Source organism: Providencia sp. PROV048 (genome assembly GCF_033688165.1).
Taxonomy (GTDB): Bacteria; Pseudomonadota; Gammaproteobacteria; order Enterobacterales; family Enterobacteriaceae; genus Providencia; species Providencia hangzhouensis.
The window spans coordinates 3,833,120-3,847,713 of the sequence record NZ_CP096360.1 but is presented as its reverse complement, the minus strand read 5'-3'; the positions used below and the strand labels follow the sequence as shown (position 1 = coordinate 3,847,713).

The window sequence follows — 14,594 nt, the reverse complement described above, 5'->3', positions numbered from 1 at the left end:
GAGGTAATAGGGCTATAATCTATGATATTCAATAGGTTGCCTTCATTTTTCATTGGCTTATTGCAGAGGGATAGTTAATTTGATCGCCAAATCAGGGACGATATTAGGGAAATGTGAATTCCCCTAGTTTCCCCATAAACTAACAAAACCTAAATTGTCTAAATCCTTATCACCTAAGATTTACTCTTCTTCACCCTCTTGTAATTAAGCCACTTTGTTTGAGTTGAATAGAAAGCTCTACAAGAGGCTGTCTTAAATCAACTTCTAATTTTGACGCGTTCTCAATTATCCATTGGTCAGAGAGAATGGCTGGGTCGTTTAAAATCATTTTTCCAGCAGTTGTTCGCTGGCAAGTTTGCTAGTCGTTAGCGGTTGGGGATTATCACCCACACGCCAGATAGCATGATTAATCGACATCGTTTGTTCCTTAGTTTAATGCTGCATCAGTGAGTGCATTCGCTAGATGGAGCTGAGTTTGTTGGGCGGATTGCAGATGGGATTTGAGGTGTTCACATAGCAATGTCAAATTGCGTACTTTCTCAACTATATTTAATTGTTCGTTATAAGAAGGTAAGGCAACCAATAAGGAAGATACTTGTATTCTTGATACGTTTTTCATCGAAGAGCTCGTTCCACCAGCCACATCAGAGTAATAAGTTCGAGAATACTTAGAGTTATTGACTAAATTAATATAGTTTACATCAACTAATTTAGAGAATTGAAACCTAATTATTTTATCACTAAGCATTAAATGGTTTGGTGGAGAGTCAGGAACTACGACAGAGCGAGCCACAAGGTCGGCAGTATTTGCTCTTGAAATTAAAAAATCCCTTGCTTTCACTTCATATTCTATTTTAGGTTCTAAATGTTTTGGAAGTGCTTTATTTTCATTAGGATTAAATTCGCTCCATGTGACGGAACTAATTTTCAATACTCCCCAATTATCATCAACTCTTGGTGAAGCCTCGCATTGAGGGCTCCAGCCAGCTTCTGAATTATGGGCTAGATCCCCTAAGCGACACCACTCCCACCCCTGCGGTAGCTCAAATGGTTTTTCTTCATCACTAATCGGTGGCAATGGTTTTTGTTTTTTAATTTTGCCGTTTTTCACCATCTGCGCTTTTTCTTGTTCAATACGTTTAAGCAGTTCAGAAGCTGGTTCGTCGTTAGGATCTTGTGGAACCAGTTTACCCATTACTGCTAATTGCAAAATGGTTTGCTTTAGTGCATCGATGCTCGCTTCGGTGGTAAACAGCGTGTCGAAATGCTGATTGATTCGTGACCAGTTTTCAGCGAGTTCTTTTTCGTTTTGGCTATCAGTAAGCGTCGCTAACAGGGTATCAACTAGTTGCTGATGCGCTTCTAGACTCGTTAGTGATTGTTGTTCCAGTTGATCGCAGAGGGACATTAGTTCGTCAACTTTATTGACAATCCTTACTTGTTCTGCAATTGCTGTTAATTCAACAACTGCATTGATGGCTTTATCGGTTCCTAACCTTGGTAAGTTCATTCCATGGGTTGATTCATTTGCGTAAGCAATAAACCTTGGAGATTTAAGTAAAAGGCGAAGGTAACCAGGGAGAATATTGCCGTAGACTTTTATAGGAATAATTTCGGTTGTACATACACCACTATCATCAGCAACCAAAACTTTATCCAGATACGGTCGTAACTTCCCGTAGAGGACATCATTTTTATTAAATTTATTCTTTGAACTTTTAAATGGACGCTCAGAGAATTTAACTCGGTTTAAGAGTCTGGATGTACTCTTTTCAATATCTTCAAGTTCAACTATCCACGTATCTGCATCCGTATCTGTTGGTTCTGCCTTATCACACTCGCCATAGTTAGTAATAAAACCTAACCTCACCCACTCCCACCCTTCCGGCAATTCAAACGGTTTCTCATCTTCACTAATTTCTGGCAGTGGCTTTTGTTTTTTTATTTTTCCCTGCTTCACCAGTTCCGCTTTCTCAGCTGCAATGCGCTTTAACAGCTCTGAGGCAGGTTCATCGTTTGGGTCTTGCGGTACTAATTTACCACGTACTGCCAGCTCTAGGATCAGCTCACGCAGTTTCTTAATACCATAAAGATCAATTTTACCGCTGCTGCCACGTCCTGCGGTGGAGCGAGTTTGCAGCGCGGAAGACCAAATATCGATATGGTCGGTAATTAGTTTCTCTACGGTCATCAGTTTGTTTCCTTATTGCCAGTCAAGGCGGTACCGAGGATATCGCGTAACTGATGACGCAGTTTACTGATTTCAGCTTGTTGTGTTTGGTATTGCGCCAGTAGTTCATCGGGATCGTGGCTGATCGTTTCACCTTGATACGGATTTTTGATATCGAGGTTAAAATTACGGGCAATGATTTCATCAATGCTGACTTTCCACGCTTGATTGTTTTCTTCACGGCTTGCAAAGCCATCGGCTTCATTGCCCCACCAGTCGATTTCTGTTTGGAATTCTTCAAACTTCATCGGTTTGGTTTTGCTATAGTTTTTAACTCCCTCAGGGTAGGGGTGTTCGTAGAACCAGATTTCTTTGGTTGGTTGGCCTTTGGTGAAGAAGAGAATATTGGTTTTGATTCCGGTATATGGGTTAAATACGCCATTTGGCAAACGAACAATGGTGTGTAAGTTGCACTCTTCGGTCAGCAGTTTTTTGATTTTGGTTTTGACGCCTTCACCAAACAGTGTGCCATCTGGCAGAACTACGGCTGCACGGCCTTTATCGGACAGCACTTCAATGATCAATTGCAGGAATAGGTCAGCGGTTTCGCGGGTCTGCATTTCTGCTGGGAAGTTTTTCTCGATCCCATCTTCTTCAGTGCCGCCAAATGGCGGGTTGGTAATAATGACGTCGAATTGCTCATCCCAAGCGGATAGAGGCTTGTTTAATGTATTGTCATGACGAATTTGTACCGGAACTTCAATACCATGCAGTAGCATATTCGTGGTGCACAGCAAATGTGGGAGCTGTTTTTTTTCAACACCAAAGATCTGCTGTTGTAGCGTTTTATGATCTTCAGTGGTGTTAACATAATGCTCTTTCACATGGTCGAACGCACAGGCAAGGAAGCCGCCAGTACCACACGCTGGGTCCATAATCGACTCACCCAATCTCGGGTCAATACGGTTGACCATAAAGCGAGTGACCGCACGTGGAGTATAGAACTCACCTGCGTTACCTGCGCTTTGTAAGTCGCGTAGAATTTGTTCATAGATATCACCGAATAAGTGGCGTTCGGTGCTGTTGCTGAAGTCGATTTCATTCAGCTTATTGATGACTTGGCGTAAGAGCGTACCATTTTTCATGTAGTTATAGGCATCGCTAAACGCTTGTTTCACCACAAAGCCCCGAGGGTTTTTATCGATAGGCGCGGTCAGGTTTTTTAAAGCAGGGAATAAATCGTCATTAACGAATTCGAGCAGTTCATCCCCTGTGATTCCCTCGCTGTTTGCCGCCCAAGTACGCCACAAGTAACGCGAGTTAATAGGGAGTTGGTAGTCGTCTTGCTCGAGTTCAAGCTCTTCTTCCTGAGTATCAAATATTTTCAGAAATAATAGCCAAGACAGTTGCCCAAGGCGTTGAGCATCACCGTCTACACCTGCATCTTTGCGCATGATGTCTTGTAAGGATTTAATGACTGAGCTAATCGACATGTTTGTATTCCATTGGTAAAAATGAAGCCACCGAGAGCTGATAACTCACGGTGGTAAAATAATATGGGTTATTAGGCCTGGCGAGGTGGTAACTGATAAATTTGGTCTTCCAGTTCATTGACGGCTTGCTCGTATGCTTGTTTATTTCCAAAACTACTTTTGATGATTTCTAGCGGACGGCCTAGGCTGTCGAACGGTTTTAGTTTTAGCACCTGAATATCTTCGATTTCCTGCACACCTTCATCCGCGTATTTATCCAGCAAGGTATTGAGTACATGCTGCGCAGGTTCTGAATATTTGGTGAAGTAGTTACGTTTACGCACGTTGTCAGCCCGTTCTTTACGCGTCAGGGGCGGTTGACCATAAACTACATGGCAAAGGAGATCGAATGGGTCAAGGTCTTTACCCACTTCTTCTGCTAACACTTCCCAAAGCACACCAAGCTGCTGAAGTTCATCAATGATAACCTGTTTGCGCTCGGCAGAGTGCCATTTTCGAATGAAGTTATCAAGAGAGGCAAAGTCTTTATCTTTGAGAAGCGTTTTACGGGTATAGTCCTGAAAGGATTCGGTGACTAATTTACCATCGGCATCGTAATATTGAACGCGTTTTGCCAGTACTTTTACGGTGACGCCGTTGACATGATATTTGCGAATTCTGTTTTCTTCGCACTCTTCGAAAGCACCATTGGCACTTTCTGATGTGGCGCCATAGTGAGCGGATGATTCTTCTGCGCCCATAAATACGTCGTTATCTAACGTTTCGCTTTCTGACGTTTCACCTTCGAGTATTTCATTGAAATCCGATTCAGGATCGGAAATATCTTTAGGTGTTGTGCGGATCACTTTTTCAGGCACGCCATCAAAGCGCTCATCTGCAAACAGTTCGGTGGCTTTTTTGAAATCGAGAATGGTGAACCAGAGTTTATCGAACTTCTCGTTAATACGTGTTCCACGCCCGATGATCTGCTTAAATTTGGTCATGGATTGAATGTTTTGATCTAGCACGACCAGTTTGCAGGTCTGCGCATCCACACCCGTACTCATCAGTTCTGAGGTGGTTGCAATCACTGGGTAAGGCTTTTTCGGGTTGATGAAATTATCGAGTTGCGCCTTACCGATGTCGTCATCGCCAGTGATTTTCATCACGTATTTTTCATTTATTCGCACTTGTTCTGGGTTTAGGTTTACCAACGCACGGCGCATACGTTCAGCGTGGTCAACATCGTTACAAAAAACGATGGTTTTATCCATAGGATTAGTGCGTTTTAGGTAGTCAGTGATGGTTTGTGCGACCAATTGGGTACGCTCATCAATCACCATAGTGCGGTCAAAGTCTTTTTGGTTATAAATTCGGTCATCAATCAGTTGGCCTTGTTTATCAACTTGGCCTTTAGTGGGGCGCCAACCTTGTAAGTCGACATCGATATCGACTCGAACGACTTTGTATGGTGCAAGGAAACCGTCTTCAATACCTTCTTTAAGTGAATAAGTATAAACGGGGTCGCCAAAGTAATCAGTGCTGGAAACGTCATCGGTTTCTTTTGGTGTTGCGGTCAAGCCAATTTGAGTTGCACTGCTGAAGTACTCAAGAATTTCTCGCCATGCGCTGTTTTCCGATGCACTACCGCGGTGGCACTCGTCGATAACAATCAAATCAAAGAAATCGGGAGCAACTTGCTTAAAGGCTTTTTGGTGTTCTTCTGGGCCTGTAATTGCTTGGTAGAGTGCCAATTGAATTTCATAAGCTGGGTCAATTGTTCTACCAGTCACCTTTGCCATTGCGCTACCAAAGGGTTGGAAGTCGTTATTTTTAGTTTGGTCGACAAGGATATTGCGGTCGGCAAGAAACAGAATGCGTTTTTTATTTTTAGCTTTCCATAAGCGCCAAATAATTTGAAATGCGGTATAGGTTTTGCCAGTACCTGTCGCCATTACGAGTAATACACGTTTTTGCCCAGCAGAAACGGCTTCTACAGTTTTATTAATGGCTTGTAGCTGGTAATAACGAGGGGATTTGCCGCTACTGTCATCGTAATAGTCTTGGCTGATGACAGGCAATTGTTCAGCGGTAAAACCTTTCCAAATACAGTATTTAGTCCAAAGCTGTTCAGGTGTTGGAAAATCGTCGAGTGTAATTTCGGATTCAAGCTGCGCAGGATTTGTTTTGTCGTGGAAGATAAAACCATCACCATTAGAAGCAAAAATAAAAGGGACATCGAGTAGGCGCGCGTAATCTAGCCCTTGCTGCATCCCTTTTCCCATCTCGTGTTTATTCGCTTTAGCTTCTATGACTGCAAGTGGTAACCCCGGCTTATGGTAGAGCACTATGTCGGCTGATTTCACTGTCAACCGTGCTGCTAGCTTACCACGCACAACGACTTTACCATCGCGAAGTTTGACTTCTTGGCGGATCTGCGACATCAAGTTCCAACCCGCATCTTTAATTGCAGGGAGGATAAATTTAGTGATGATGTCTGTTTCAGTCAGATGAGTTTTATTCATACCAGCCATAGCAGCTCTCTCAACGAAATTGGGATTAGTGCTTAATTATACACAGAATATAGGAGTGAGTTAGGTTATAAAATGAATAGCATTATAATTATTAAAATCCATTAATATTTAAATTGTTTATATGCAAATCACTCTTCTATTTTAAGCCGATGTTCCTCTGTAACATTCTTCGCCGCGATACATAAAATCGCCTTTTGACAGTTCGGGCAACATTTTTGATTGAGTGTGAAGTAGTCACGTCACTACACACAAAATCAATCAGTGACTTTTGAAATTGGGGATACCGAATGAAATTACTGACTAAGTTTATCTGATGGCAAACTCTTTTGAGGAGAATTGCCTATAAATAACCATTTGTTATGTCTTTCCATCTGTAGCTACTTTATCAATCGTATTATGGCGGATATTCAGGTAGTCAAATTTATTATTAAGTCGCTACAATTTAGAGCCAAACTATTGAGCTCTAACATAGATTATTTAAGGCTTTCTTCTTAGTATGTAAATTAAACACTTTTGTTGGATGACACCACACACCTTAAGAAAAGAGATAACTAAAATGCCAGCTGCTAAACGTCCTATTTTTAATTTAGAGCTTGATTTACTTCGCACTTTTATTGCGGTTGTTGATGGTGCAACTTTTGCCGCCGCCGCAGAATCTGTTTGCCGAACGCAATCAGCGGTGAGTCAACAAATGCAACGGCTGGAGTCACTCATTGGCAAGGAGTTATTTGTTCGGCAGGGCAGAAACAAAGCATTGACGGACTCTGGTACACAACTATTGAGCTATGCCCGCCGTATTTTACGTCTTAATGATGAGGCATGTTTATCACTAGTTTATGAAGAAATTGACGGAGTATTAAAAATTGGTTCGCCAGATGACACCGCGAATACAATATTGCCTGATTTATTAGCCAGATTTTCAGGAGCTTATCCAAATTTAATCATGGATATTATTGTCAAACGCAGCCCATTTCTTATGTCAATGTTAGAGGATAATGAACTCGATTTGGCGATCTCAACCGAGGAGCATGTTGGCTACCCTAAAATTGTCTTACGTGTTTCCCCTTCACTATGGTATTGCGGGAAACATTTTAGTTTTAACTTAGAGCAGCCGCTGCCATTAGTTGTGTTAGATGAGCCGAGTACTTATCGCGAGATGATGATCAATCACCTCGAACAACAGCAAATACCTTGGCGCATTGCTTATATGGCGACAACACTATCTGGAGCACGCGCTGCGGTTAGGGCGGGATTGGGTATTATGGCGCGTTCAATTGAACTTTCAGGGGAGGATTTACGCATACTCGGTGAAGATGAAGGGTTACCAGCACTTCCGGCAATTCGATATAACTTGTACCTCAACTCAAAAAGCCCAACCAAAGCCGCACAAATTCTTTTTAACTCATTAAAAAATGAACAAACAGCCGTTATCTCCCATAACAACTAAAATTAGGAATAATTATGACCCATTTTCACGGTATTTTTCCTTATCTTGTTTCACCAGTCGATCAAACTAAAGGTACTGTTCTTGAATCATCTCTTCGTCACCTAATTGAGCACCTCATTTCGAGCGGAGTTCACGGATTGAGCCCATTAGGGAGCACTGGTGAATACGCATATTTGTCACAGGAATTACGAAATGAGGTGGTTCGCATTACAGTTGATCAAGCTGCGGGGCGAGTACCTGTATTAGCGGGGGTTGCCAGTTTCTCAACGTCAGATGCATGTTTTCAAGCGGAACAGTATGCCAATTTAGGTGTGGATGGCATGGTGCTGATATCGCAAAAAATGTACCCTCTGAGTGATAAAGCCCAATTGGGTTATTTCCAAACAATAGCGGAGTCTTTTCCTGAAAAATCCATGACGGTCTATACCAACCCTGGTTTGCTGGGGGATGTACTGTCTATTTCTCTTTTGAATGAATTAAGCTATATCCCTAATATCGAATATGTTAAAGATGCATCGAGTAATACTGGAAGGTTATTAACGATGCTCAACACCTTCGGTGAGCGGGTTAAAATTTTTAGTGCCTCAGCTCATATTCCTTTATTAGTCATTAAATTAGGTGGCGTGGGCTGGATGGCGGGTCCTGCCTGTGTGTTGCCAAAACAGTGTGTTGAACTGTATGAGTTGGCCACTAGAGGGGATTGGGATACAGCGTTAGCAAAACAGAAAGAAATGTGGCAAATCAACGAAGCTTTTACGCAATATGCATTAGCGTCATGTATTAAAGCATCTTTAAACATTCAAGGGTTTAATGTTGGTGACCCGATCCTTCCACAAGAACCTCTCAATGATGTTGCTATTGCTCATTTACAGCAAATTATTGCTCAGTTAAATGAATAATAAGAGGAAGGAAAAATAGAAGCCCATTCAGTGTGGGCTTCTATTCGTTAGTCGGTCTTATTAAAGACCAACACGCAATAGCTGTGTGATAGTCGATATAGTTTTCGCTTCAAAAGATAATACACTTTTAGCAAGCTGCGCAGCTTGTTCATTTTTCATTACCAGCCCTGCATTGTCATAGAATTTGCTCACAATATCCTCCAAAGACATTGGATTTTGTGGGTTACCGTATTGGATATCTAATCGTTCCGTTATTGTCTCACCATGGGTTAATGTGACAAAAATTAGGCCGGGAAAATAGGTTGGGAAAGGAATTTCATTTTCAGTGGGATAACGATAGCTGACTTTTTTCGCGAGGTTTTGGATATCTGCTCGCTGTAAATTTTCGGTAGAGAGCAAACTTAATGTTAATTTGTCTTCGATAAAACCAGCGGCAAACAACCACGGGAGGCTAAATTTCGCTGCATAGGCACTCTGAGGTGCCCATTTTTGTTCTGGTGGCTCACAAATTAAGGCCGCTGCAACGGGATCGACAACGCATTCTACTTTTGCAATTTGATCGAGGGTTATTCCTCGTTGTAATAATCGTCTCCCACAATCGACGGTGGCATGAGCAAAATGGCAAACAGGGTAGGGCTTAATGGAAACATTCATGAATTGCCAAACATTACCTAAGTCTTGGGTGACTTGCTCGGGATGCGCATTTTCACGAAGACCATGTGTTTGGTACAGGCTATAGCGCCCTTCAAAAATAGTTTCTGGCCCTGTCATTCCGCCTTTAGCTAAACATGCTGCAATAATGCCTGATTGCGCAGCCCATCCCGCATGAAAACATTTTGCTGACGAGCTATTGGTTAGGTATTCAGCAACACCACTGGCTTGGCTTCCTGTTAGGCCTAGAGCGTTAACTGTTTGTTCCCGAGTTAATTTGAGTAATGAAGCTGCACAAGCCGTCGCACCAAAAATACCCGCTATAGCTGTAGAGTGGAAGCCGCGTAGGTGAAACCCGCTATGACTTGCTAATCCCACTCTGGCTGCGACTTCCCAGCCAATAATCCATGCAGTAAGGATCTCTTTTGTTGTCGCCTGTAAATGTTCACCGAGTGCAAAGGCTATAGGAGTAAGTACGGCACTACCGTGAGTGATTGAGTCGGTGTGTGTATCATCAAAATCTAATACATGCGCTGAAATACCATTTGCTAAAGCGGCGGTGGTAGTTGAAACGGTTTGGTTACTTCCCCAAATTGGAATTTTTCCTTGATGCTCAGGTAAATAAGTGACTCCCTTACGGCATTGTGTTGCGCTTTGTTGGAGGCTTCCGGCAAGTGCAACGCCTAATGTATCGAGTAAATGATATTTGGCGCGTTCAATAACTTGCGGTGGAATATCAGAAAAGGATAGGGATGTGATAAATTGGCTTAGCTGTTGGCTTAATGTCATAGATACCTCTGGTGAATGAAAAAGCCAGCACTTGACTGGCTTTAAGAAAGTAGAGATTTAAACTTTGCTAAAATGCATTAGTCATTAAGCCAACCGGATGCTTTGGTTTGTTCTATTACTCGAGTGACTTGTTCAGGTGCATTCCCTACATAGGTCGTTGGGTCTAATAGGGCATCAAGTTCTTCTTGCGTTATATGGTCACGAATGCGTGTGTCACGGTTAATGGCCTCAATAAAGGTGATGCCTTCTTCTTGGCCAGACATAGAAGCTTCATAAACAATTTCATGGGCAGTTTGTTTACCCGCTTTGTCTGACAACGCAAACATGACGCGCTCAGCAAGCATAAATCCACCTAAAATATCTAAATTTTGGCGCATCTTATCGGTATGTACGTTTAATCCCCCTAATACAGTTTTCATGTTATCGAAGATCACCGAAAGCATCAGGCACATTTCTGGCATCACTTTCCATTCCATCTTCCAAATCGCACCATCTCTTTCGTGTTGGTGTTTCATCATGTCGGTAAGCACAGAAAGGTTAGCTTTCAATGTATTACTGACACAGGCCGCATTTTCGACAATGGCAGGATTACGCTTGTGTGGCATCGTTGAGGAGCCAACTTGACCTTTACTAAAAGGCTCTGAAAGTTCATCAATTTCATTGTGAGCTAATAATAAAATTTCATTGGCAATTTTTCCTAACGTGCCGCTAATTAAACCAATCAGCATGCCATATTCACTAAATCGGTCGCGAGCGGGTTGCCAAGAGATTTCAGGAGTGCCTAAACCGAGCCGATTTAATACACGAACTTCAAGCTCATCTGCTTTGTCGCTCAATGAGGCCTTAGTTCCAACAGCGCCAACAACGCTACCAACGAATAAGCGAGGTTCGATTTCTTTTAATCGTTGATAATGGCGTGCTAATTCCGTTAGCCAAATTGCAGTTTTGTGTCCAAAGGTAATCGGTAAGGCTTGTAAGGCTAAGGTTCGTCCTGCCATTGGTGTATTGCGATGCTTTTCGCTTAACGATAATAAAGAACGCCCTAATATTTTGATATCACGTAAAAAAACTTTATGAGCCTCTTTAAGTTGAAGCACTAAGCCTGTGTCCATAACATCTTGTGTCGTGGGTCCAAAGTGGACGTATTCACCAAAATGTTCAGGACAAGCATGTTCTAAACCACGGATGGTTGGAACAAGTGGGTGACGAGTTAAACGCACTTGCTCTAAGATGAAATCCATATCTAACTTTTCCAGTTTTGCTGTATCAGCAATGATCTTCGCAGCTTGCTTTGGAATCAAGCCTAATTCAGCTTGTTCAATTGCTAATACTGCTTCGTAATCAAGCCAATTTTGCATTCTGACTTTATCAGAAAAAATAGCTCGCATTTCTTCTGTAGACCATAAGTTTTTTAATAATACCGAATCAAAAACACTGGTACCCATAATATTCCCCTGTATAAGAATAATATTGAAAATTAAAAGGTGGTTATTTGTTAGAGAGTTACTTTATTTATGCAATAAAAAATAAAAATAAACACCTTAATAAGATTAATGTTAATAAAAGACTTTCTTATGTATTTATTTTTCCATTTAAATCAATTTGTTATATTTTAATTTATTGTTTATTACATATAGATTTTAATTCTTAATTTTCTCTTAAGTTTTCATTAATTTAATTAATGCTCATTTATATGATGAAGATCATCTTTTTAAATAAGTCATGTTTTAAAAGGAAAGTAATTTGATATACATAATATGAAATCGAATTTTTAAAAATAAATAACCTTCCTTTTAATTACTAGGGAATCTATTTCTATATTTGGAGAAATAAACAATGACATTAAATAAATATACAAAATTAATACATAGTGGACGACAACCTATTACAACATCAGGACCAATTAATCCGCCAGTAATGAGAGCGAGTACTATTGTTTTTGATTCAATTAAAAGCTGGCGTGATGTTCGCGATCGCCGCGCAACGGAACGTGTTTTAAGTTACGGTGCGCGAGGTACAGAAACCGCATTTGCACTCGAAAGCCTGGTGACTGAATTAGAAGGGGGCTATAGAGCGCAATTATTTCCTACGGGTCTAGCCGCGATTGCAGTCACTATTATGGGCTATGCACACAGTGGTGGGCACGTATTGTTTGCAGATTCTGTTTATGAACCTGTACGTAAAATAGCCGATGCTTTTTTAAAACCAAATAACATCGCCTACAGCTTCTTTAAAACAGATGCTTCAGATTTTGAGCAAAAAATTCAAAGTAATACACAACTTATTTTTGTTGAATCCCCAGGTTCATTACTTTATGAAATGTTGGATTTACCCGAAATATGCCGTATTGCACATGAAAGAAATATCCCAGTGGGTGTTGACAACACTTGGGGTTCAGCATGGCTATATAACCCGTTGGAATTAGGCGCGGATGTTTCTGTAATTGCAGCAACAAAATACCTCTGCGGGCATTCTGATGTGATGATGGGAATTATGGTCGCGACAGAAAAAGCTTGGAAACAAATTGGTGCCTTGCCAGAAGCTTTAGGTCAAGCCAGTAGCCCCGATGATGCAGCTTTAGTTTTACGAGGAATGCGGACTTTAGGGCAGCGATTAGCTGCGCATGGCAAAGCTGCACTAGCGATTTCGCAATGGCTGGAAACGCGTTCTGAAGTGGAAAAAGTCTGGTTCCCTGAATTGCCATCTCATCCACGCCATGATTTATGGAAGCGTGACTGCAAAGGTAGTAATGGCTTATTAACCATTGAATTCAAAAAACAATATACCGCGAAGCAAACAGAAAACTTTATTGATGCTCTAGTCCTGTTTGGTATCGGCGCATCGTGGGGTGGGTTCGAAAGCCTCGCACTACCCGCTAACGTAGTCGGCGCAAGAACAGCATCAGATTGGAGCGAAGGTCATGGGCCTTTTGTTCGTTTACATATTGGCTTGGAGTCTGTGGATGATTTGATAGCGGATATTACACAAGCATTTTCAACATTAAATCAATAACAATAAAGCTGCACCAATACTGGGGAATTCTTCTATGACAGGTTTAATCATTGCCGCGCTAGTTACAGCGCTGGTTGTTTACCTGCTGGCTCGGGGTTATAAACCTCAGCCAGTCTTGTTGCTAGGGGGCTTACTTTTGTTGCTCCTAACCGCATCTTTAGATCTTAATTCATTGTTACCAGAAAATAAAACCACGCATTTTAAGTACTTTGATATCTTCCAAATTTTTACTGATATCATGAGCTCTCGATTAGCTGGCTTAGGGTTAACATTAATGGCGATTGCTGGATTCTCCCGTTATATGGAGCATGTGGGGGCAAGTCGCGCATTATTTGCTATTTTTGAAAAGCCGCTAAAGACCATTAAATCACCTTATTTGCTATTAGTGATTTCATTTCTAGTGACGCAAGTTCTGGTGATTTTCATTCCAAGCCATGCAGGGTTGGGGATGTTATTAATGGTCACAATGTACCCTATATTAATTCGTTCGGGAATCAGCCCACTCTCTGCTTTAGCGGTTATCGGTTGTTGCCAGTTTATCGACCATGGACCCGGTTCTGGTAATGTCATTATGGCAGCGAAAACCGCGGATATTGAACCCGCTGTTTACTTTGTTCAACACCAATTACCCGTAACTATCCCTATTATTATTGCAGTGGCAATCACCCATTTCTTTGTTCAGCGTTGGTGGGATAAGCGTGAAGGGTTTGTTTTTGACTTGAGCAAAATTGATACTATTAAAGAAGATGGCGGTAATAAAGTTCCATTGTCTTATGCGTTGTTACCAGTTATTCCATTGATCCTAATTATCGGGTTTAGCCCATTATTACATCCATACATTAAGTTGGAAGTCACCACTGCGATGATCATCAGCACTGTCATTGCACTGATTTTTGAATACGTCCGTTTACGTGATGCGAAAGCCGTCATGGACAGCTTTATGTTGTTCTTTGAAGGAATGGGGAAACAGTTTGTTTTAGTCGTTTCTTTGATTGTTTCAGGGGAGTTTTTCGCAAATGGATTACTCAAAAGTGGGGCGGTGGATACGTTAATTAGCGCAGCTCAAGATGCCGGCTTTGGTATCGGGGCGATGATTATTGTTATGAGTGCCATCCTTGCACTTGCGGCGTTCCTAATGGGCTCAGGGAATGCAGCATTCTTCTCTTTTGCTGCATTGACACCGAAAATTGCTGCTTTCCTTAAAGTGGATGTGGTGACACTCATTTTACCGATGCAAATTATGACAAGCTTTGGGCGTACTGTGTCACCTATCACTGCAGCAATTGTTGCAATTGCAGGAATTGCAGGGGTTTCGCCGTTCCAAATAGTAAAACGAACGGCAATCCCAATGGCAGTTGCTGCAATCGTTAACCTTGTCGTAACTTTCTACTTTTTATACTTCTAATTAGACTCGCGCATTTATCCCTTAAACTTTTCGTTACTCTTCGGTTTAAGGGATTTTTTATTGATTGGAGGGCTATTATTCATCCTTTTATCAAAAACTATCATCAATGATAGTATGGGTATGTGAATATTTTTGTCGCAGTAACCGTTGATTGGATTATTAGTAATAAGGTTGATAAATCAGGCACTGAAAGAAATATCAGTGCCTAGATATGA

Annotated in this window: 9 protein-coding genes and 1 pseudogene; 4 read left to right on the top strand and 6 right to left on the bottom strand. The window is 41.5% G+C overall.

What is annotated here, in order from left to right; genetic code table 11:
* Nucleotides 1-283: 283 nt before the first annotated feature.
* The 4 genes and pseudogenes from M1F26_RS17175 to hsdR form a co-directional block, all read right to left on the bottom strand.
* Nucleotides 284-417: pseudogene (locus M1F26_RS17175) on the bottom strand (nuclease); the annotation flags it as partial.
* Nucleotides 418-427: 10 nt separating this feature from the next.
* Nucleotides 428-2,191 carry a restriction endonuclease subunit S gene (locus M1F26_RS17170; RefSeq protein WP_215954203.1) on the bottom strand — a complete coding sequence of 588 codons (1,764 nt, stop codon included), beginning with the start codon at nucleotides 2,189-2,191 and terminating at the stop codon, nucleotides 428-430.
* Entirely contained in the window at nucleotides 2,191-3,663 is a 1,473-nt protein-coding gene (locus tag M1F26_RS17165) for an N-6 DNA methylase (protein WP_215954202.1), read from the bottom strand. The genes M1F26_RS17170 and M1F26_RS17165 overlap by 1 nt, the downstream gene beginning before the upstream one ends.
* Nucleotides 3,664-3,734: 71 nt before the next feature.
* Nucleotides 3,735-6,176: an EcoAI/FtnUII family type I restriction enzme subunit R gene (hsdR, locus tag M1F26_RS17160; protein WP_110591092.1), complete on the bottom strand. Its 2,442-nt coding sequence runs from the start codon at nucleotides 6,174-6,176 to the stop codon at nucleotides 3,735-3,737.
* A gap of 556 nt (nucleotides 6,177-6,732) precedes the next feature.
* On the opposite strand from hsdR, the gene M1F26_RS17155 reads away from it, so the two are divergent.
* Nucleotides 6,733-7,623 carry a LysR family transcriptional regulator gene (locus tag M1F26_RS17155; protein ID WP_140171794.1) on the top strand — a complete coding sequence of 297 codons (891 nt, stop codon included), beginning with the start codon at nucleotides 6,733-6,735 and terminating at the stop codon, nucleotides 7,621-7,623.
* A 14-nt stretch (nucleotides 7,624-7,637) separates the two neighbouring features.
* The gene (locus M1F26_RS17150; RefSeq protein ID WP_094961543.1) at nucleotides 7,638-8,522 is read left to right on the top strand and encodes a dihydrodipicolinate synthase family protein; all 885 of its coding nucleotides are present in this window, start codon (nucleotides 7,638-7,640) and stop codon (nucleotides 8,520-8,522) included.
* A gap of 60 nt (nucleotides 8,523-8,582) precedes the next feature.
* Here the strand turns inward: M1F26_RS17150 and M1F26_RS17145 are convergent, their stop codons facing one another.
* Both M1F26_RS17145 and purB read right to left on the bottom strand, forming a co-directional pair.
* A complete protein-coding gene (locus M1F26_RS17145) occupies nucleotides 8,583-9,962 on the bottom strand; it encodes an MmgE/PrpD family protein (RefSeq protein ID WP_140171793.1) in 1,380 nt (459 codons plus the stop codon).
* A 77-nt stretch (nucleotides 9,963-10,039) separates the two neighbouring features.
* Nucleotides 10,040-11,407 carry an adenylosuccinate lyase gene (gene purB / locus M1F26_RS17140; protein WP_140171792.1) on the bottom strand — a complete coding sequence of 456 codons (1,368 nt, stop codon included), beginning with the start codon at nucleotides 11,405-11,407 and terminating at the stop codon, nucleotides 10,040-10,042.
* 391 nt (nucleotides 11,408-11,798) lie between these two features.
* Between purB and metC the strand changes: the two genes are divergently transcribed.
* Nucleotides 11,799-12,974 carry a cystathionine beta-lyase gene (gene metC, locus M1F26_RS17135; protein ID WP_140171791.1) on the top strand — a complete coding sequence of 392 codons (1,176 nt, stop codon included), beginning with the start codon at nucleotides 11,799-11,801 and terminating at the stop codon, nucleotides 12,972-12,974.
* 34 nt (nucleotides 12,975-13,008) lie between these two features.
* On the top strand, nucleotides 13,009-14,379 hold the full coding sequence (gene dcuC / locus M1F26_RS17130; RefSeq protein ID WP_047756434.1) for a C4-dicarboxylate transporter DcuC: 1,371 nt from the start codon (nucleotides 13,009-13,011) through the stop codon (nucleotides 14,377-14,379).
* Nucleotides 14,380-14,594 lie beyond the last annotated feature (215 nt).

What these genes read in the sequence shown, in the direction of transcription:
- M1F26_RS17170 (WP_215954203.1), bottom strand. Translation starts at nt 2,191, where the DNA reads ATGACCGTAGAGAAACTAATTACCGACCATATCGATATTTGGTCTTCC.
- hsdR (WP_110591092.1), bottom strand. Translation starts at nt 6,176, where the DNA reads ATGGCTGGTATGAATAAAACTCATCTGACTGAAACAGACATCATCACT.
- purB (WP_140171792.1), bottom strand. Translation starts at nt 11,407, where the DNA reads ATGGGTACCAGTGTTTTTGATTCGGTATTATTAAAAAACTTATGGTCT.
- M1F26_RS17165 (WP_215954202.1), bottom strand. Translation starts at nt 3,663, where the DNA reads ATGTCGATTAGCTCAGTCATTAAATCCTTACAAGACATCATGCGCAAA.
- dcuC (WP_047756434.1), top strand. Translation starts at nt 13,009, where the DNA reads ATGACAGGTTTAATCATTGCCGCGCTAGTTACAGCGCTGGTTGTTTAC.
- M1F26_RS17145 (WP_140171793.1), bottom strand. Translation starts at nt 9,962, where the DNA reads ATGACATTAAGCCAACAGCTAAGCCAATTTATCACATCCCTATCCTTT.
- metC (WP_140171791.1), top strand. Translation starts at nt 11,799, where the DNA reads ATGACATTAAATAAATATACAAAATTAATACATAGTGGACGACAACCT.
- M1F26_RS17155 (WP_140171794.1), top strand. Translation starts at nt 6,733, where the DNA reads ATGCCAGCTGCTAAACGTCCTATTTTTAATTTAGAGCTTGATTTACTT.
- M1F26_RS17150 (WP_094961543.1), top strand. Translation starts at nt 7,638, where the DNA reads ATGACCCATTTTCACGGTATTTTTCCTTATCTTGTTTCACCAGTCGAT.